Consider the following 17,393-nt stretch of genomic DNA (forward strand, 5'->3'; position numbering starts at 1 on the left):
CTTGCTTTGTCTGCGGGCCTACTTCTGCGTGACCACGCCCTTGACGAACCAGTCCATCTTCCAGAGGTCGGCGTCCGAAAGAACGGCGCCCTTGGCCACGCGCTCCTTGCCGTCGCGGTCGGCGAGCGGGCCGGCGTAGATCTGCTTGCCCTTCATGATCGCGTCGCGCTCGGCGGTGATGAGGGCTGCCTTGTCCTTGGGCACGGCCGGGCCGAAGCCGGCGATGTCGGTGCCGCCGTCCTTCATCTCGATGAAGGCGCCGTACTGCGCAGGCTTCCAGCCGCCGGCCATGATCTTCTTGAGCTCCGGCGTCAGGAAGCGGTCCCACACCCACACGGAGGAGCACAGCGTTGCCTTGGGCGCGAACTGGCGCAGGTCGCGGTGGTGGCCGGTGCCGTACACGCCGCGCTCCTGCGCGACGATCTGCGGCGTGGGGCTGTCCACGTGCTGGCCGATCACGTCGGCGCCCTGGTCGATGAGCGCGGCGGCGGCGGCGCGCTCCTTCACCGGGTCGTTCCACGCGCCGGTGTAGATCACATTGACGGTGGCGTTGGGGTTCATCTTCTGCGCACCGAGCGCGAAGGCGTTGATGGTCCAGTTCACCACGCCGAAGGGGTTGGCCGCGACGAAGCCGAGCTTGCCGGTCTTCGATGCGGCACCGGCGGCCATGCCGCAGAGGTACTGGCTCTCGTAGGTGCGGCCGTAGAACGACTCGAGGTTGCTGCCGTTGGTGGTGCCAGAGCCGTTGAGGAAGGCCACGTCGGGGTACTTGGCGGCCAGGTCCTTGAAGCTGTCGGAGTAGCCGAAGGCGGTGCCGATCACGATGTTGGCGCCGCGCTGGATGAATTTCTCGGCCGCGGGCTTGATGGCCGACGCGTCCTCGGGCACGTTCTCCACGAACTGGATCTTCTGGCCGATCTCCTTCTCGATCTTCACGCGGGCCTCGTCGAAGGCCTGCGTCCAGCCGCCGTCGTTCTTGGGGCCGAAGTAGAGCATCGCGATCTTCGGCTTGTCCTTCAGCGTGAAGCCGTCGGCGGCGGCCGGCAGCGAGAACGAGGCGCCGCAGGCTGCGAGCGTCAGTGCCAGGCCGAGGGCCGGGCCGTTGGAGGAAATGCGCGGCATGGAGCAACCTTTCGTGAGGAGCGTGAAGACGGGGGAGGGAAAAGCAGAAGCGAGAGAAGAGAGGCGAGGGCCGCGCGCCGCTACATCATGAAATTGATGCGGAACACGTTGCCCTCGGGATCGAGCAGCACCGACTGGTACCAGTTGTAGTAGGTGACGTAGGGCGCTTTCACGAGCGTGGCGCCGGCCTCGAGCGCGACGGGCACCATGCGGTCGACGTCGGCCTGGCTGTCGACGTCGATGTTCAGCAGGAACTTCACGCCGCGCGTGTCGGAGAACTCGCTCAGGTGCAGCAGCTCGTAGGCATCGAGCGCGTTGAAGCCGAGGCTCGACTTGCCGGTGTCCAGCCCGCGGAAGATGGGCGAGCGGATCGCCTCGATCTCCTTGAAGCCGAACACGCGCTGGTAGAAGCCGCTGAGCGCGACCACGTCCTTCGCGAAGACGTTGACGTAGGACAGGTGGGCCATGTGATCCGGGCGCCTCCGAGGAATCAGGCCGCGACCTTGGTGCCGCCGAAGGTCGTCTGCTTGACGAACTTGGAGGTGAGGTGGTCGCCCGATGAGATGGGCGCGTACTTCGGCTGCTCGCCCGGCGCGAGGCAGCTCGGCAGGCACTCGACCATCGCGTCGTAGTTGGGCTGGTGGAAGAACACCAGCGACTGGCGGCGGTTGGTGCTCGCCACCTCGAAGGGCGGGTTGATCACGCGGTGCAGCGTCGACACCCACTGGTCGTTGGTCCACTGCATCATGAGGTCGGCGATGTTGACCACCAGGCCGCCCTCGACCTGCGGCACGTCCACCCACTGGCCGGCCTTGTTGAACACCTGCAGGCCCTTGTCGTCGGGCAGCACGATGGTGAGGCTGCCGTAGTCGCTGTGCGCGCCCGCGCGCAGCTGTCCGGGCAGCGGCTGCTCGCGCTGGGGCGGGTAGCTCAGCACGCGGAACATGCTGATGTGCTTGTCGATCTTGTCGTCGAAGAAGGTCTCGGGCAGCGAGAGGCCGAGCGCGAAGACGCGCATCAGCGAGCGCGAGAGATCGCTCATCGCCTCGAAGTACTGCTCGTAGGCCTCCTTGAAGCCCTCGAGCGGCGGCCAGCTGTTGGGCTCGAAGTGCGGGCCTGCGGCGGGGCCGCGGTGGTAGTCGTCGTCCGGCACGTTCGAGGGGCCGATGGAGAACGACTCCTTCAGGTCGCCCGGTGCCGCTTCCTCCAGGCTGTAGGAGAGGCCTTCCTCGCCCACCGCGCTGTAGCCGCGCACAGCGTCTTCGCGCGGACGATCGACCTTGCGCTTCTCGCCCAGCGGCATGTCGAAGAACTTGCGCGAGAGCGACGACACGCGCGAGATCAGCTCGGGCGAGATGCCGTGGTTGGTGATGACGAGGAAGCCGATGCTGCGGCAGGCCTCGTCGACTTTCTTCGCTACCTCCGCCTTGCCTTCGGCGGTGCCGGCGAAGTAGGGCGCGAGATCGATGATGGGTACGGAAAGCAGGGTCATGGCAGGTTCCTCTTGCTTGGCATGCCTTTCGCCATGCAACGTCTGTGCCAGTTGGACCAAATGGACAAAACCCATCCGTCGCGTCAGCATGGTGCGAATTGCCGTGCCGCGAAGGCGGTCGCGGCGCAAGGCGATGCACCACGGCCTTACAGTGGTGCGCCGTAACGCCTGCCGAGGCAGGACCGACCGATCGAACGAACGAACGAGGGAGGATCGAGGGAAGATGCCGAAGACCAAAGCACTGGCCGCGAGCGCCAGCAAGGAGAGTCCCGCACGCAAGCGCGCGAAGCCTGCGGTGCGCAGCGCGTCCGCGGTGAACCGCAGGCTGCGCCAGATCGAGGACAAGCGCAGCGCGATCCTCGGCGCGGCGCTGGGGCTGTTCTCGCGCTTCGGCCTGCATGGCACCTCCATCGACCAGGTGGCCGCGCGCGCCGATGTGTCGAAGAGCAACCTGCTCTACTACTTCGCGAACAAGGAAGAGCTCTACGTCAACGTGCTGCGCGACCTGCTCGCGCTGTGGCTCGAACCGCTGCGCGGCTTCAGCGCCGAGCAGGACCCGGTCGAGGCCATCGGCGGCTACATCCGCCGCAAGCTGGTGATCTCGCGCGACCGGCCCGATGCGTCGCGGCTCTTCTGCCTGGAGATGATCCAGGGCGCACCGCTGCTGCGCGACGAACTCGATCGCGAACTGCGCACGCTGGTGGAGAAGAAATCGGAAGTGATCCGCGCATGGATCGATGCGGGCAAGCTGGCGCCGGTCGATCCGCACCACCTGATCTTCGCGCTGTGGGCAATGACGCAGCACTACGCGGACTTCGGCGTGCAGGTGCAGGCGCTGTCGGGGCATACGCTGGAAGACGAAGCTTTCTTCGAGCGTGCGGTGGAGAACGTTCAGCGCATCGTGCTGCAGGGCATCGTGCCGCGCTGAGGCCAGCTCCCTCTCCCCTTGGGAGAGGGCTGGGGTGAGGGTGGCGGCCTGAAAGTCACTGCTGTTCTTGCGAGCGCCGTTGCCCCTCACCCTAACCCTCTCCCCGAGGGGAGAGGGGATAAAGCGGGTCAGTGCTGCGGCGGTGCAGCGATCTCGTGATACCGGCGATCGAAGTAGATGAGGCCCTGCGCCGCACCGCCGATGGCGATCGAGACGGCCTCGCAGAACAGGACATCGTGCGTGCCTGCGCTCGTCGCGTGCACCACGCGGCAGTCGAAGGACACGGCCGCATCGTCGAGCACCGGCGAGCCGGTGGTCTTGCTGCTCCAGCGGGCTGCGGCGAAGCGCTCGTCCATCGGCGTCTTGCCGCCGAAGAGCGTGGACAGCGACTGGTGTCCGGCCGCCAGCACATTGACGCACAGCACGCCGTTGGCCTTGAACGCCGGGTACACCGAGGCCGAACGGTTGAGGCACACCAGCAGCGTCGGCGGCTCGTCGGTCACGCTGCACACGGCCGATGCGGTGAAGCCCGCGCGGCCTGCGGGGCCGTCGGTGGTGATGATGTTCACCGCCGCGCCCAGCCGCGCCATCGCGTTGCGGTAGTCGGCCTTCTGCAGGCCCTGCGGAAGCAGGGCTGGGTTGGGTGACGATGAAGCAGGGTTCGAGGCCATGGCGTTGTGCAGCATCTCGCGTGACTCCTTCAGGCCAGCAGGCAGGCCTCGTCGAAGGCCAGCCGCGGCAGGCGGCCGAACAGCTTCGACGTGTCGCCATGGCCGAGGTTGATGAGGAAGTTGACGGTCCAGTCGGTGCCCTCGAAGAAGGCCGCGTCGACCTTCGCCTTGTCGAAGCCCGACATCGGGCCCGCATCGAGCCCGACCGCGCGCGCCGCGAGCAGCAGGTAGCCCGCCTGCAGGCTGGCGTTGCGGAAGGCAGTCTCGTGCGCGGCCTCGGGGCTGCCGGTGAACCAGCTGCGCGCGTCGGCGTGCGGGAACAGCGTGGGCAGCCTGTCGTAGAACTTGCGGTCCCACGCGGCGATGACGGTGACGGGCGCGGTCATGGTCTTTTCGAGGTTGCCCTTGGAGAGCGCCGGCGCGAGGCGCTCCTTGCCTTCGGGCGTGCGCACGAAGACGAAGCGCGCGGGGGAGCAGTTGGCCGATGTGGGGCCGAGGCTCGCGAGCGCGTAGATCTGCACGAGCTGCGCGTCGGTGACGGGCTCGTCGGTCCAGCCGTTGTGGGTGCGCGCGCCGGTGAAGAGCAGCGACAGCGCGGCGTCGTCGAGGGTGTTCTTGAGGGTCATGCTGGAACGGCGGGTGCGCTGACCCGCGAGAGAAAGTCGAGCAGGCTGCGGTTGAAGGTGTCGGCCTCTGTCACGCTGTGGGCATGGCCGCCGTGCGGCATGAAGTCGAGCGTGACGTCGCGCAGGCCATCGGCCAGGCGCTGCGAGCAGGTCCAGGGCACGAGCGTGTCGTCCCTGGCCGCGGCGATCAATGCGGGCGCGGCGATGTCGGCGAGGCTGGCGTCGATGTCGAAGGCGCGCAGCGCGGCGATGCGAGCCCGCATGTTGGATTCGCCCGGGAAGTGCGCGAAGGCGTGATCGACTTCGTCGGCCACGCGCTGCGCGTTCTCGGCGGCCCAGGCGGCGGGGTAGAGAAAGATCGGCTGCGCCTCGACGTATGCGCGCGGGCCGCATGCGCCGAGCAGCGCGAGCCGCGCATCGAAGCAGCGCGCCGAATGCGGATTGGGCTTCGACCACGCGTTGACGAGCGCGAGGCTCGCGATGCGCGAAGGCGCATCGAGCGCAAGCTGCAGTCCGACGAGGCCGCCGAGCGCATGGCCGGCGAAATGGCACCGCGCGGTGTTCGTCGCGTCGAGTATCTCAATCACGTCGCGGGCCATGTCCGCGATGGCGTAGGCCTCGGGCAGCGCGGCGGGGCTGCGGCCGGTGCCGCGCTGGTCGTAGGCGATGACGCGGTAGCCGGCGGCGGTCAGCGCGCCGAGCTGCGGCTGCCAGAAGCCGGCCGAGCCGCCGAGGCCCGACGACAGCAGCACCGTGGCCGCTGCATCGGACGGCCCGTGCACCTCGTAGTGCAGCGCGCTCATGAAGCTCAGGCCTTCTTGCCCACGTGCGCGATCGACGCGATCTCGACCAGCGCGTCGGGCTTCACCAGGCCGCACTGGATGCAGTAGCGCGCGGGCTTGGTGCCGGGGAAGAACTCGGCGTACACCGCGTTGATCTTCGCGTAGTCGGCCCAGTCCTTGAGCATGATCTGGTTGAAGGTCACGTCGTCCATGGTGCCGCCGGCGGCCTCGACCACGCCCTTGATGGTCGTCAGCACGTGCCTGGCCTGCGCGCTCGCGTCGCCGACGTGCACCACGTTGTTGTCCTTGTCGAAGGGCAGCGTGCCCGACACGTAGAGCACGCCGTCGGCGAGCGTGCCGGGAACGAAGGGAGCGATGGGAACGCCGGTGCCGGGAGGAATGATGGCTTGCTTGGGCATGGTGGAGGGTCCTTGTCGAAGAGGGAGGGAAGGGGAAATCAGGCGACGGCCGCTTCGGCCTTGGCGGCCTGGTCGGCTTGAGCGGCCTGGGTACCGAGGGAGGGCGCGAAGGTGCTGCAGAAGTGCTCCGTCGTGGACACCCAGCCGAAGAAGGTCTCCACGTTGTAGACCGATGCCTTCTGGATGGCGGGTCCGCCGAGCTCGTGCGTGGCGTCTTCCAGCATCACGGCGAAGTATTCGAGATGGAAGGCGTCGCGCAGCGTCGATTCGACGCACACGTTGGTGGCGATGCCGGTGAACACCAGGTGGCGGATGCCGCGCGAGCGCAGGGTGCTGTCGAGGGTGCTGTTGAAGAAGCCGCTGTAGCGCGTCTTCGGCACGACGATGTCGCCGGGCTGTGGCTTCATCTCCTCGATGAGCTCGTAGTCCCAGCCGCCCTTGGCGAGGAACTTGCCCTGCAGCTCGGGCCTGGCGCGCATGGTCTTGAGCGCGTTCGACTTGTGCCAGTTGGGCGAACCGGGACCGCCGGCTTCCACGTAGTTCGCGTCCCAGCCGTTCTGCAGGAACACGACCAGCATGCCCGCCGCGCGCGCCGCCGCGATGGCGCGCACGATGCCGGCGATGGTGCCCTGCGCGCCGGAGATGTCGAAGCCGGCCGAATCGACGTAACCGCCGATGGAGGCGTAGGCGTTCTGCATGTCGACGACGATCAGCGCCGAGTCGCTCGCGTGCAGCGCCAGTGGTTCGGGCCGCGCGGGCAGTATCAGCGGCGCGGGTGCACCGGGCGCGCGCGGCGCGCCGACGGGCGTGTTCGAGGTGAGGGTGGTGTTGCGTGCGGGAGTGGTCACGTGGCGCTCCTTCCGCTCAGGCCGCGAGGCGTTCGGGTTCGACCTGCGAGGGCACGGGGCTGTGCACGTGCGCGCGGCTCTTCATCAGCGGCTGGATGCGCTCGCCGAAGGCCTCGACGCCCTGCACGAAGTCGTCGAAGGTCAGCAGCACGCCTTCGGTGCCGGGCACCTCGGCCACTTCGTCGAGCATGCGCGCGACGCTCGCGTAGGAGCCGACCAGCGTGCCCATGTTGATGTTCACGGCGGAGGTCGGGTCGGCCATCTGGCGCACGTTGGTGTCGGCGCCCGACTTGGTGTCGGCCGCGCCCTGCTGGCCCAGCCACGCGATGGCCTCGTGGTCGGCGCCGGCCTTGTAGTGCTCCCACTTGGCGCGCGCGGCTTCGTCGGTCTCGTCGGCGATCACCATCATCAGCACGTAGGTGGTGACCTTGCGGCCGGTCTTCGCGGTGGCCTCGATGAGCTTGTCGGCCGCGGGCGCGAAGGCCTTGGGCGTGTTCACACCCTTGCCGAAGCAGAAGTTGTAGTCGGCGTACCTGGCCGAGAACTCCATGCCTGCGTCGCTCTGGCCGGCGCATATCACCTTCATGTCGGCCTGCGGGCGGGGGCTGAGGCGGCAGTCGTCCATCTTGAAGTGGTCGCCCTTGAAGTCGGACGAGCCCTTGCCCCAGAGGTCGCGCAGCACCTGGATGTATTCGGACAGGTATTGGTAGCGCGTGCCGAAGAACTGGTCGCCGGGCCACATGCCCATCTGCGAGTACTCGGGCCGCTGCCAGCCGGTGACGAGGTTCAGGCCGAAGCGGCCGTTGGAGATCGAGTCGATGGTGGAGGCCATGCGCGCCACGATGGCCGGGGGCATCACCAGCGAGGCGGCAGTGGCGAAGAGCTTGATCCTGCTGGTGACCGCGGCGAGGCCGGCCATGAGCGTGAAGGACTCCAGGTTGTGGTCCCAGAACTCCGTCTTGCCGCCGAAGCCACGCAGCTTGATCATGGACAGCGCGAAGTCGACGCCGTAGCGCTCCGCCTTCAGCGTGATCTCCTTGTTGAGCTCGAAGCTGGGCTTGTACTGCGGTGCGTTCTCGGAAAGCAGCCAGCCGTTGTTGCCGATGGGAATGAAGATGCCGACGTTCATTGGAAGGGCTCCTGTTGCGGGTTCGGGAGGCTCCATGCATGCGGCGTGCCAGTTGGATAAATCCTTTCAAATCAAAGACTTGCGAAAAACAGGCGTTCCGGGTTTGACCATTTGGTCCAAAACGGAGCATGCGATCCGCCCGAAGTGCGGCCAGCCGGTGCGGCAAGGACCAAAGCGGTGCAGTGCCCGCGTCACGGAGGGCGGGGCAAAATCACGCCATGCCCAAGACCCCACTCCGTGCCGCAGCGGCCATCGGCGGCACCGCCGACGACGTCGAGACGGCTTTCTACGAAGCGCTGCAGCGCGGCGACATCGATGCGCTGATGGCCTGCTGGGCCGACGAGGACGAGGTGTTCTGCGTGCACCCCGGCGGCCCGAGGCTGGTGGGGGCCGTGGCGATCCGCGCGGCCTTCGAGCAGATGTTCGGCAACGGCGCGATCCATGCGATGCCGGCGCGGGTGCGCAAGATCGAGTCGCTCGCGAGCGCCGTGCACAACGTGCTGGAGCGCATCGAGGTGCTCACCGCCGAGGGCCCGCGCCATGCCTTCGTGCTGGCCACCAACGTCTATCACAAGACCGCGCAGGGCTGGCGCATGGTGGCGCACCATGCGAGCCCCGGCACCGCGCGCGAGCCGGACGACGCGAACGATCCGCCCCAGGTCCTGCATTGATTGACGATCGATCGATGCTCTCCCCGGTCGCTTCCTTCTCCCCGGCCGCCGCGGCCGGAACTTCTTCCCTCGAGGCGATGGGCTACGCCGCGCCGCGCTGGCTGCCCGGCGGCAACCTGCAGACCATCTGGCCCGCGCTCTACGCCCGCCGCTTCGACGGGCCGGCGCCGGTCTACCGCCGAGAGCGCTGGTCGACCCCCGACGGCACCGACTTCATCGACGTCGATTTCGTCGACGCCGCGATGCCCGGGGCGAGGCCGCTGCTGGTGCTGTTCCACGGGCTCGAAGGCTCCTCGCGAAGCCACTACGCAGAGGCCTTCGCCGCCTTCGCGGCCTCGCGCGGCATGGCCTTCGCGGTGCCCCATTTCCGCGGCTGCAGCGGCGAGATGAACCTCGCGCCGCGCGCCTACCACTCGGGCGACTTCGAGGAGATCGGCTGGATCCTCGCGCGCATGCGCGAGCAGCACGCGAGCAAGGGCGGCGGGCCGGTGCTGGCGGCGGGCGTGTCTCTGGGCGGCAATGCGCTGATGCGATGGGCTTGCGAAGCCGGCGAGACCGCCTCCGGCGTGGTGAGTGCCGTCGCCTCGGTCTGCGCGCCGCTCGACCTCGCCGCGGGCGGTGAGGCCATCGGCAAGGGCTTCAACAGGCTGGTCTACACGCGCATGTTCCTCTCGACCATGAAGCCCAAGGCGCTGGCCAAGCTGGCGCAGTTTCCGGGCCTGTTCGACCGCGAGCGGCTGGTGTCGACGCGCAACCTCTACGAGTTCGACAACGTCTTCACCGCGCCGCTGCACGGCTTTCGCGATGCCGACGACTACTGGGCGCGGGGCTCGGCGAAGCCGCACCTTGCCTCGATCCGGGTGCCGGCCCTCGTGGTGAACGCGCGCAACGACCCCTTCATTCCGGCCTGCAGCCTGCCGAAGCCCGGCGAGGTCGGCTCGTACGTCACGCTGTGGCAGCCCGAACACGGCGGGCACGTCGGCTTTCCGATGGGGCTGCCGCCGGGTCATGTGCGGGGCATGCCGGAACAGGTCGGCGGCTGGCTGCAGCTGCACGGCGGCGCTTCCGCTGACGGTGGGGGCTTGCCGCCAGGAAGAGAATGACGTCATGGATGACATCGTCAAGCAAGCATTGGCCAAGTGGCCCAACGTGCCGCACTGCTACGGCTGGCTCGGCCTCGACGCGCGCGGCAACTGGTACATGCGCGACGACCGCACCCAGGCCCAGGGCCCGTTCCGCACCGCCAAGGGCTCGATGCTGCGGCACGACAAGCTGATCGAATTCATCCACCGCAACTACGAGCACGACGACGAGGGCCAGTGGTTCTTCCAGAATGGCCCGCAGCGCGTGTACGTGGAACTGGAGGCCGCGCCCCTCGTGTGGCGCGTTGCCGAGGAGGCGGATGGCGGCGGCTTCACCGTCACGGCCCACACGGGCGCGGCAGCCAAGGTGTCGGGTTGCCTGCTCGACGAGGACGGCAGGCTCTATCTGGCATCGCCGATGGGGCTCGGGCTCGTGCACACGCAGGACGTGGGCATCGCCGCAGAGGCCATCGAGCGCGGCATCTGGACGCCCGAGCCGGTGCAGGCAAGCGAACTGCCCCTGCGCTTCGGCCACGTGCTGAGCCCGGCCGAGCGCCACGCAGCCGCCTCGCACGCCTGAGGCCGAATGCAGAAAGAACAAAGCCGGCGCTGGGCCGGCTTTGTTCTTTCATGAGGAGATCAGGGAAAACGCTTACTTGGCTGGGGCGCTCGCCGCCGCTGCAGCAGCAGGAGCCGCACCCGCAGCGCCTTCGGCAGGCGCTGCGCCGGAAGCACCTTCGGCCGGCGCCCCGGCCGCAGCAGCGGGGCGATCGGGCACGGAGAACTTGGCGCCGCCGGCATTGGCCATGTAGACCACGGCACGGCCCACTTCGAGGTCTTCGAAGTCGCCGCCGCCCTGCGGAGGCATGGCGCCCTTGCCCTTAAGTGCATGTTCGAGGAGCGTCGGGTAGCCCTGGCCGATGCGCGGGCCCCAGGCTGCGGCGTCGTTCAGGTGGGGCGCGCCGGGAATGCCGGGAGCGCCGTGGCAGGCGACGCACTGGGCCTTGAACACGGCCTCGCCGGTGGCCAGTGGACGGTTGGCGTCACGGATCTCGATGGTGCCGACCTTCTTGAGGCGCTCGGCCACTTCGCGGTCGCGCGCTTCCTTGGTCACGCCGTAGAGCGCCATGTTGTCGCCTTGCGCGGTACCTGCGGGCTTGTTGCCCGAGGCCACGTAGGAGACAAGACCCATGATGATCAGGATCGGGGCAATGAAGGAAAAAAATACCGCGAGCAGCAGTTGCTTCGGGTTCTTGATCGGCCCGGTGTGGGCTTCTTCTGTGGCCTGGTAATGCGGGTCTGCGCTCATTCGCGTCCTCAATTATCGGGGGCTCGTCGGGGGGCTTTTCCTAACCAACCGGCGATTATAGAGAGAGCCCCCGCCGACAGGGGCAAGGGACCTCCCTTATGGGACGCCTTGGCGTCTCGGCCCCTGCCGGGGCTTCGAGACGCCCTCGAGGCTCAGCCCTTGCCGCCGTCGCCTTCGCGCGTGGCCCAGCCGCCGCCCAGCGTCTTGTAGAGCGTGACCTGGTTCTGCAGTTGCAGCAGGCGCGTCGTCACCGCCGACTGCTGCGCGGTGAACAGCGAGCGCTGCGCGTCGAGCAGGTCGAGCGCGCTGGCGATGCCGTTGCGATAGCGCAGGTCGGAGAGCTTGAAGCGCACCGCCTCCGCATCGGCCTGCGCACGCTGCGCGCGAACCTGCTCGCCGAGCGTGGCGCGGCCTGCGAGCGCGTCGGCCACTTCGCGGAATGCCGTCTGGATCGACTTCTCGTACTGCGCCACCGCGATCTCGCGCCCGGCCTTGGCCGAGTCGAGCGTGGCGATGTTGCGGCCTGCGTCGAAGATCGGCAGCGTCACCGTGGGCGCGAAGGACCATGCCTTGGAGCCGCGGTCGAACAGGCCCGAGAACTCGCTGCTCGCGGTGCCGATCGAGCTGGTCAGCGACACGCGCGGGAAGAAGTTCGCGCGCGCCGCGCCGATGTTGGCATTGGCCGCGATCAGCTGCTGCTCCGCCGAGCGGATGTCGGGCCGCTCGGCCAGCAGGTCGGAGGGCAGGCCGGCCGGCACGTCGGGCATCGGCTTGATGCCGTCGAGGCCCCTGGCGCCACCCGCCAGTGCATCTGCAGGCACCGGCGCGCCCAGCAGCAGGGCGAGGGCGTTCTCGTCCTGCGAGCGGGTGCGCTGCTGCTGCGCATAGGAGGCGCGAGCCGTTTCCAGCAGCGAGTTCGCGGCCTGGAAGTCGAGCTCGGAGGACACGCCGTTGTCGAAGCGCATCTTCGTGAGGCGTACCGATTCCTCGCGCGTGACCATCGTCTGCCGCGTGATCTCCAGCAGTTCGTCGTCGGCCAGCAACGTGAGCCAGCCGTTGGCGACCGACGCGATCAGGCTGATCTGCACCGCCTTGCGGGTCTCGTCCGTGGCGAGGTACTGCGCCAGCGCCTGGTCCTTCAGTGCGCGGATGCGGCCGAAGAAGTCGATCTCCCACGAGGTGAAGCCGAAGTTGACGCTGTATTGCGAGGCCACGCTGCCCTGGCTCGGGTCGATCGCCTGGTAGGCGTTGGGGCTCGAGCGCGAGCCCGTGCCCGTCAGGCCGAGCGCGGGGAACAGGTTCGAGCGCTCGATCTGGAACTGCGCGCGCGCCTGCTCGATGTTGAGCACCGACACGCGCAGGTCGCGGTTGTTCGCGAGCGCCGTGCGGATCAGGCCCGCCAGGCGCGGGTCGGTGAAGAAGTCCTGCCACGGCAGGTTGGCTGCGGCCTGGCCCGGCGGCTGCGACGGGTCGCCCGGGTAGGTGGTCGGCACCGGCGCCGCAGGGCGCTCGTAGGTCGGGATCAGCGAGCAGCCGGCCAGCAGCATCGCCGCCGCCAGGGCTGTGGGAATGAATTTCGTCATTGTCATTGCGACTCCATGGCCGTTCGCGCTGCACGCACTGCGCGGCCTGTTCGGGAAACACCGCGGAACCGGCTCTGCCGGGCCGCAGGTGTCGCCCCCTGCAAGGGGGTTGGCGAAGCGACACGCAGTGCGCGAAGCCTGGGGGTGCGCCCGAGTTCAGTCATGCTTGGTTTCCTCCGGGCCGATGCCGGCGGCTTCGGCATGCCGCTTGTCGGCTTCTTGCTGGCGCTTGCTGCCCTTGAACAGGCTGCGAACCACCACGAAGAACACCGGCACGAAGATCACGGCCAGCGCGGTGCCCGTCAGCATGCCGCCGAGCACGCCGGTGCCGATGGCACGCTGGCTGGCGGAGCCGGCGCCCGAGGCGATCGCCAGCGGCACCACGCCCAGGCCGAAGGCCAGCGAGGTCATGATGATCGGGCGGAAGCGCAGGTGGGCGGCGGCCAGGGCCGACTCGATGACGCCCTTGCCCTGCGCCTGCAGGTCCTTCGCGAACTCGATGATCAGGATCGCGTTCTTCGCCGACAGGCCGATGATCGTGATCAGGCCCACCTGGAAGTACACGTCGTTCGAATACGCACGCAGCATCGTCGCCAGCAGCACGCCCAGCACGCCCAGGGGCACCACCAGGATCACCGACAGCGGGATCGACCAGCTCTCGTACAGCGCGGCCAGGCAGAGGAACACCGCCAGGATCGCGAAGCCGTACAGGATGATGGCCTGCGAGCCGGCGAGCTTTTCCTCGCGCGACTGGCCGGTCCATTCGTAGCCGAAGCCGGCGGGCAGCTGCGATGCGAGCTTCTCCATCTCGGCCATCGCCGCGCCGGTGCTGTAGCCCGGTGCCGCGTCGCCGCTGATGCGGATGGCCGGATAGCCGTTGTAGCGCACCGTCTGCGTGGCGCCCGTGACCCACTTGGTGGTCGCGAAGGCCGACAGCGGCACCGGCTGGCCCTGCGTGTTGCTGGCGTTCAGCTTGAGCAGGTCGTCGGGCTGCATCCGCGCCGGAGCGTCGGCCTGCACCACTACGCGCTGCAGGCGGCCGCGGTTCGGGAAGTCGTTGATGTAGCTCGAACCCAGAGCGGTCGACAGCGTCGCGTTGATCGCGTCGAAGCTCACGCCCAGCGCGTTGGCCTTGTCGCGGTCGATGTCGATCTGCAGCTGCGGCGCGTCTTCCAGGCCGTCGGGACGGACCTGCGCCAGCACCTTGCTCTGCGAGGCCATGCCCAGCAGCTGGTTGCGTGCGGCGATCAGCGCGTCGTGGCCGGCGCCGGCACGGTCCTGCAGGCGGAAGCTGAAGCCGCTGGCGTTGCCCAGTTCGGGAATGGGCGGCGGGCTCAGCGGGTAGATGAAGGCGTCGCGGATGCCCGAGAGCGCACCGAAGGCACGGCCGGCGAGCGCGCTGGCCGAGTGGGCCGGGTCCTTGCGCTCTTCCCAGTCCTTCAGCGTCACGAAGGCGAGGCCCGCGTTCTGGCCCTGGCCCGAGAAGCTGAAGCCCATCACGCCCACCATGCTCTGCACCTCGGGCTGCTTCAGGATGAAGCCTTCGACCTGCTGCATGACCGACAGCGCGCGCTCCTGCGTCGCACCCGGCGGCAGCTGCACGTTCACGATGATGTTGCCCTGGTCCTCCTGAGGCAGGAACGAGCTCGGCAGGCGGGTGTAGGTGAACACCACCGCGGCGATGATCGCCACGTAGATCACGAGGTAGCGTGCGGCACGGCGCAGGATGCGCGCGACGAAGCCTTCGTAGCCCTTGGCGGTGCGGGCGAAGCCGCGGTTGAACCAGCCGAAGAAGCCGGTCTTCTCATGGTGATGGCCCGCTTCCACCGGCTTGAGCAGCGTGGCGCACAGCGCCGGCGTGAGCGACAGCGCCATGAAGGCCGAGAAGGCGATCGAGGCCACCATCACCGCCGAGAACTGGCGGTAGATGTTGCCGGTGGAGCCCGCGAAGAAGGCCAGCGGCACGAACACCGAGACGAGCACCACGGTCACGCCGATGATGGCGCCCGAGATCTGGCGCATCGCCTTGCGCGTGGCCTCCAGCGGCGAGAGCCCCTCTTCGCTCATGATGCGCTCGACGTTCTCCACCACCACGATGGCGTCGTCCACCACGATGCCGATCACCAGCACCATGCCGAACATGGTCAGCACGTTGATCGAGAAGCCCAGCGCCAGCAGCGAGGCGAAGGTACCCAGCAGCGCCACCGGCACCACGATGGTCGGGATGATCGTGTAGCGCCAGTTCTGCAGGAAGAGGAACATCACGAGGAACACCAGCGCCACGGCTTCCAGCAGGGTCTTGACCACTTCGCTGATCGAGATCTGCACGAAGCGCGAGCTGTCGTACGGAATGGCCCACTTCACGCCCTGCGGGAAGTAGCGCTCGAGCTCGGCCATCTTGGCGCGGATCGCCTTGGCCGACTGCAGCGCGTTGCCGTTGGGCGTGGGCTGCACGCCGACGCCGACGGCGGGCACACCGTTCAGGCGCGCCGAGGTGGCGTACGACTGGCCGCCGAGTTCCACGCGCGCCACGTCCTTCAGCCGCACGGTCGAACCGTCGGTGTTGGCGCGCAGCACGATGTTCTTGAACTGCTCGACGTTGACCAGCTGCCCGTTCACCGTCACCGTGGCCGCGATGGCCTGGCCGGGAATGTTGGGCAGGTCGCCCAGCGTGCCCGAGGACACCTGCGCGTTCTGCGCGCGGATGGCGTTGTTGACGTCGGTGGCCGACAGGTTGAAGCCCTGCAGCTTGGCCGGGTCGATCCACACGCGCATCGCGTTCTCGGAGCCGAAGAGTTGCGCCTGGCCCACGCCGACCACGCGCTGCAACTCGGGCACGACGTTGCGCGCGGCATAGTCGCCGAGCGCAACCGGGTCGAAGTTCGGGTTGTCCGAGGACAGCATCACGAACATCAGGAAGTTGTTGCGCGACTTGTCCACGCGCACGCCCTGCTGCGTCACGGCGGAGGGCAGGCGCGGCGTCGCGCGCGACAGCCGGTTCTGCACGTCCACCTGCGCGAGGTCGTCGTTGGTGCCGGGCTCGAAGCTGATCGTGATGGAGCCGGTGCCGTCGGCCTGGGCCACCGATTCCATGTAGATCAGGCCCGGCGAGCCGTTCATCTCGCGCTCGATGACGGACAGCACGCTGTCCTCGAGCGTCTGCGCCGAGGCGCCGGGGTAGGCGACGTTGATCACGATGGCGGGCGGCGCCACCGGCGGGTACTGCGAGATCGGCAGCTGGGTGATTGACACGCCGCCCACCACCAGGATGAACAGTGCGATCACCCAGGCGAAGATCGGTCGGTCGATAAAGAATTTGGCCATTTGCGGGCGCGCTCCTGATTACTTCTTCTCGGCCGGGGCCTTGTCGGCCGGAGCCTTCTCGGCGGAGGCGGCTGCCGCGGGCGCGGCTACCTCGGCGGCGGGCTTGGCTGCGCCGCCGTTGGGGTTCGGCTTGGTCCACGGGACGGCCTTCACGGGCGTGCCCGGCGGCATCATCTGCAGCTTCTGAAAGCCGTCGACCATCACCTGTTCGCCGGCCTTCAGGCCGTCGAGCACCACCCACTGGTTGTCCTTGGCGGCGCTGATCTTGACGGTGCGCTTGCTGATCTTGCCGTCCTTGTCGACCACCGACACCGTGTCGCCCTGCTGCGTGCGCGTGACGGCCTGCTGCGGCACCGTGATCGCGTTGGTGGCCTGGGCCTGCTCGAGCTTCACGCGCACGTACAGGCCGGGCAGCAGCTCGCCCTTGGGATTGGGCACCTCGGCGCGCAGCGTGACCTGGCCGGTGGTGGAGTCGACCGTGAGGTCGGAGAAGAGCAGCTTGCCTTCGAGCGGATAGTCGGTGCCGTCTTCGAGCACCACGCGGATGGTCGCGGCTTCCTCGCCGCTCGCGCGCTTGTACTGGCCGGCGGCCACGGCGCGGCGCAGCTTCATCGCGTCGGAGGCCGACTGCGTGAAGTTCACGTACAGCGGATTGATCTGCTGCACCACGGCGAGCTCGGTGGCGTCGCCCTGGCCCACCAGAGCGCCTTCGGTCACGAGGGCGCGGCCGATGCGGCCCGCGATGGGCGAGGTCACGTCGGCATAGCTCTGGTTGATCTTGGCGGTCTGCAGCGCCGCGCGGCCCGATGCCACGTCGGCCTCGGCCTGCTTGGCGGAGGCCACGGCGGTCGCGTATTCCTGCTTGCTCACGGCATTGGCCTCGACCAGCGGCTTGTAGCGCTCGGCCAGGGCCCTGGCCTGCACCGCGTTGGCTTCGGCGCGCGCCAGCGTGGCCTGCGCGTTCTGGGTCGCGGCCACCAGCGGTGCCGGGTCGATGCGGAACAGCAGCTGGCCGGCCTTCACGTCGCTGCCTTCGCGGAATTCGCGCTTCAGCAGGATGCCCGATGCGCGGGCGCGGACCTGGGCGACGCGGGAGGCCTCGAGGCGGCCGGGCAGTTCGGTGACGAGGCCGACGTCGGTCGGCGTGGCAACGATCACGCCGACTTCGGGAGCCGGATGACCGCCGCCGCCTCCGGCGCCCGCGCCTGCGGGCGCATCGCTCTTGCCACAGCCCGCAAGGACCAGCAGGACGACGGCCGCCACGGTCGCGAGGCGCGGCGAAAAGGACGATGGGCGCGAAACATGCAGGAGGGGCATGCGATTCCTTTGAAGCGAAGACGGGAGATGGCGCGTTCGCGGCGTGAACCGGAAACCTGTACAGCCAGGGAGGCCATCGGGGAAGCCGGC

17 protein-coding genes are annotated in these 17,393 nt (G+C 68.3%); 4 read left to right on the forward strand and 13 right to left on the reverse strand.

Going from position 1 to position 17,393, the window contains the following annotated elements; translation table 11 throughout:
* Nucleotides 1–18: 18 nt before the first annotated feature.
* From ACTJLF_RS22830 to ACTJLF_RS22840, 3 genes are all read right to left on the reverse strand, one after another.
* Complete coding sequence (locus ACTJLF_RS22830; RefSeq protein ID WP_019657608.1) at nucleotides 19–1,122, reverse strand: BMP family ABC transporter substrate-binding protein; 1,104 nt, start codon at nucleotides 1,120–1,122, stop codon at nucleotides 19–21.
* An 80-nt stretch (nucleotides 1,123–1,202) separates the two neighbouring features.
* Entirely contained in the window at nucleotides 1,203–1,589 is a 387-nt protein-coding gene (locus ACTJLF_RS22835) for a VOC family protein (protein WP_019657607.1), read from the reverse strand.
* A 23-nt stretch (nucleotides 1,590–1,612) separates the two neighbouring features.
* Nucleotides 1,613–2,614, reverse strand: a complete 1,002-nt coding sequence (locus ACTJLF_RS22840; RefSeq protein ID WP_020723346.1) for an isopenicillin N synthase family dioxygenase — start codon at nucleotides 2,612–2,614, stop codon at nucleotides 1,613–1,615.
* Nucleotides 2,615–2,837: 223 nt separating this feature from the next.
* On the opposite strand from ACTJLF_RS22840, the gene rutR reads away from it, so the two are divergent.
* Nucleotides 2,838–3,542, forward strand: a complete 705-nt coding sequence (rutR, locus tag ACTJLF_RS22845; RefSeq protein WP_126185923.1) for an HTH-type transcriptional regulator RutR — start codon at nucleotides 2,838–2,840, stop codon at nucleotides 3,540–3,542.
* 128 nt (nucleotides 3,543–3,670) lie between these two features.
* Here the strand turns inward: rutR and rutF are convergent, their stop codons facing one another.
* The 6 genes from rutF to rutA are packed head-to-tail and all read right to left on the reverse strand — an operon-like array spanning nucleotide 3,671 to nucleotide 8,017.
* Nucleotides 3,671–4,228 carry an NADH-dependent FMN reductase RutF gene (rutF, locus tag ACTJLF_RS22850; RefSeq protein WP_019657604.1) on the reverse strand — a complete coding sequence of 186 codons (558 nt, stop codon included), beginning with the start codon at nucleotides 4,226–4,228 and terminating at the stop codon, nucleotides 3,671–3,673.
* A 14-nt stretch (nucleotides 4,229–4,242) separates the two neighbouring features.
* The gene (locus ACTJLF_RS22855; protein ID WP_440883959.1) at nucleotides 4,243–4,839 is read right to left on the reverse strand and encodes a malonic semialdehyde reductase; all 597 of its coding nucleotides are present in this window, start codon (nucleotides 4,837–4,839) and stop codon (nucleotides 4,243–4,245) included.
* Complete coding sequence (gene rutD / locus ACTJLF_RS22860) at nucleotides 4,836–5,642, reverse strand: pyrimidine utilization protein D (protein ID WP_440883960.1); 807 nt, start codon at nucleotides 5,640–5,642, stop codon at nucleotides 4,836–4,838. Before rutD ends, ACTJLF_RS22855 begins: the two co-directional genes overlap by 4 nt.
* Before the next feature lie 5 nt (nucleotides 5,643–5,647).
* Nucleotides 5,648–6,040: a pyrimidine utilization protein C gene (gene rutC / locus ACTJLF_RS22865; protein ID WP_019657601.1), complete on the reverse strand. Its 393-nt coding sequence runs from the start codon at nucleotides 6,038–6,040 to the stop codon at nucleotides 5,648–5,650.
* A gap of 38 nt (nucleotides 6,041–6,078) precedes the next feature.
* A complete protein-coding gene (gene rutB, locus ACTJLF_RS22870; protein ID WP_019657600.1) occupies nucleotides 6,079–6,888 on the reverse strand; it encodes a pyrimidine utilization protein B in 810 nt (269 codons plus the stop codon).
* Between the two features lie 16 nt (nucleotides 6,889–6,904).
* Nucleotides 6,905–8,017, reverse strand: a complete 1,113-nt coding sequence (gene rutA, locus ACTJLF_RS22875) for a pyrimidine utilization protein A (protein ID WP_132755183.1) — start codon at nucleotides 8,015–8,017, stop codon at nucleotides 6,905–6,907.
* Between the two features lie 218 nt (nucleotides 8,018–8,235).
* Between rutA and ACTJLF_RS22880 the strand changes: the two genes are divergently transcribed.
* From ACTJLF_RS22880 to ACTJLF_RS22890, 3 genes are all read left to right on the forward strand, one after another.
* On the forward strand, nucleotides 8,236–8,688 hold the full coding sequence (locus ACTJLF_RS22880; RefSeq protein WP_019657598.1) for a YybH family protein: 453 nt from the start codon (nucleotides 8,236–8,238) through the stop codon (nucleotides 8,686–8,688).
* Between the two features lie 77 nt (nucleotides 8,689–8,765).
* The gene (locus ACTJLF_RS22885; RefSeq protein WP_132755310.1) at nucleotides 8,766–9,791 is read left to right on the forward strand and encodes a YheT family hydrolase; all 1,026 of its coding nucleotides are present in this window, start codon (nucleotides 8,766–8,768) and stop codon (nucleotides 9,789–9,791) included.
* Nucleotides 9,792–9,795: 4 nt separating this feature from the next.
* Nucleotides 9,796–10,350, forward strand: coding sequence for a DUF2946 family protein (locus tag ACTJLF_RS22890; RefSeq protein WP_132755185.1), 555 nt, complete (start codon nucleotides 9,796–9,798; stop codon nucleotides 10,348–10,350).
* Between the two features lie 72 nt (nucleotides 10,351–10,422).
* Here the strand turns inward: ACTJLF_RS22890 and ACTJLF_RS22895 are convergent, their stop codons facing one another.
* The 4 genes from ACTJLF_RS22895 to ACTJLF_RS22910 form a co-directional block, all read right to left on the reverse strand.
* Entirely contained in the window at nucleotides 10,423–11,079 is a 657-nt protein-coding gene (locus ACTJLF_RS22895) for a c-type cytochrome (protein ID WP_132755187.1), read from the reverse strand.
* Nucleotides 11,080–11,231: 152 nt separating this feature from the next.
* Nucleotides 11,232–12,662: an efflux transporter outer membrane subunit gene (locus ACTJLF_RS22900; protein WP_019657594.1), complete on the reverse strand. Its 1,431-nt coding sequence runs from the start codon at nucleotides 12,660–12,662 to the stop codon at nucleotides 11,232–11,234.
* A 156-nt stretch (nucleotides 12,663–12,818) separates the two neighbouring features.
* Complete coding sequence (locus tag ACTJLF_RS22905) at nucleotides 12,819–15,986, reverse strand: efflux RND transporter permease subunit (protein WP_019657593.1); 3,168 nt, start codon at nucleotides 15,984–15,986, stop codon at nucleotides 12,819–12,821.
* 18 nt (nucleotides 15,987–16,004) lie between these two features.
* Nucleotides 16,005–17,303: an efflux RND transporter periplasmic adaptor subunit gene (locus tag ACTJLF_RS22910; protein WP_440883961.1), complete on the reverse strand. Its 1,299-nt coding sequence runs from the start codon at nucleotides 17,301–17,303 to the stop codon at nucleotides 16,005–16,007.
* Between the last annotated feature and the right edge of the window lie 90 nt (nucleotides 17,304–17,393).

Origin of the sequence: Variovorax sp. 22077 (genome assembly GCF_052044195.1) — a bacterium.
GTDB classification, from domain to species: Bacteria; Pseudomonadota; Gammaproteobacteria; order Burkholderiales; family Burkholderiaceae_C; genus Variovorax; species Variovorax atrisoli.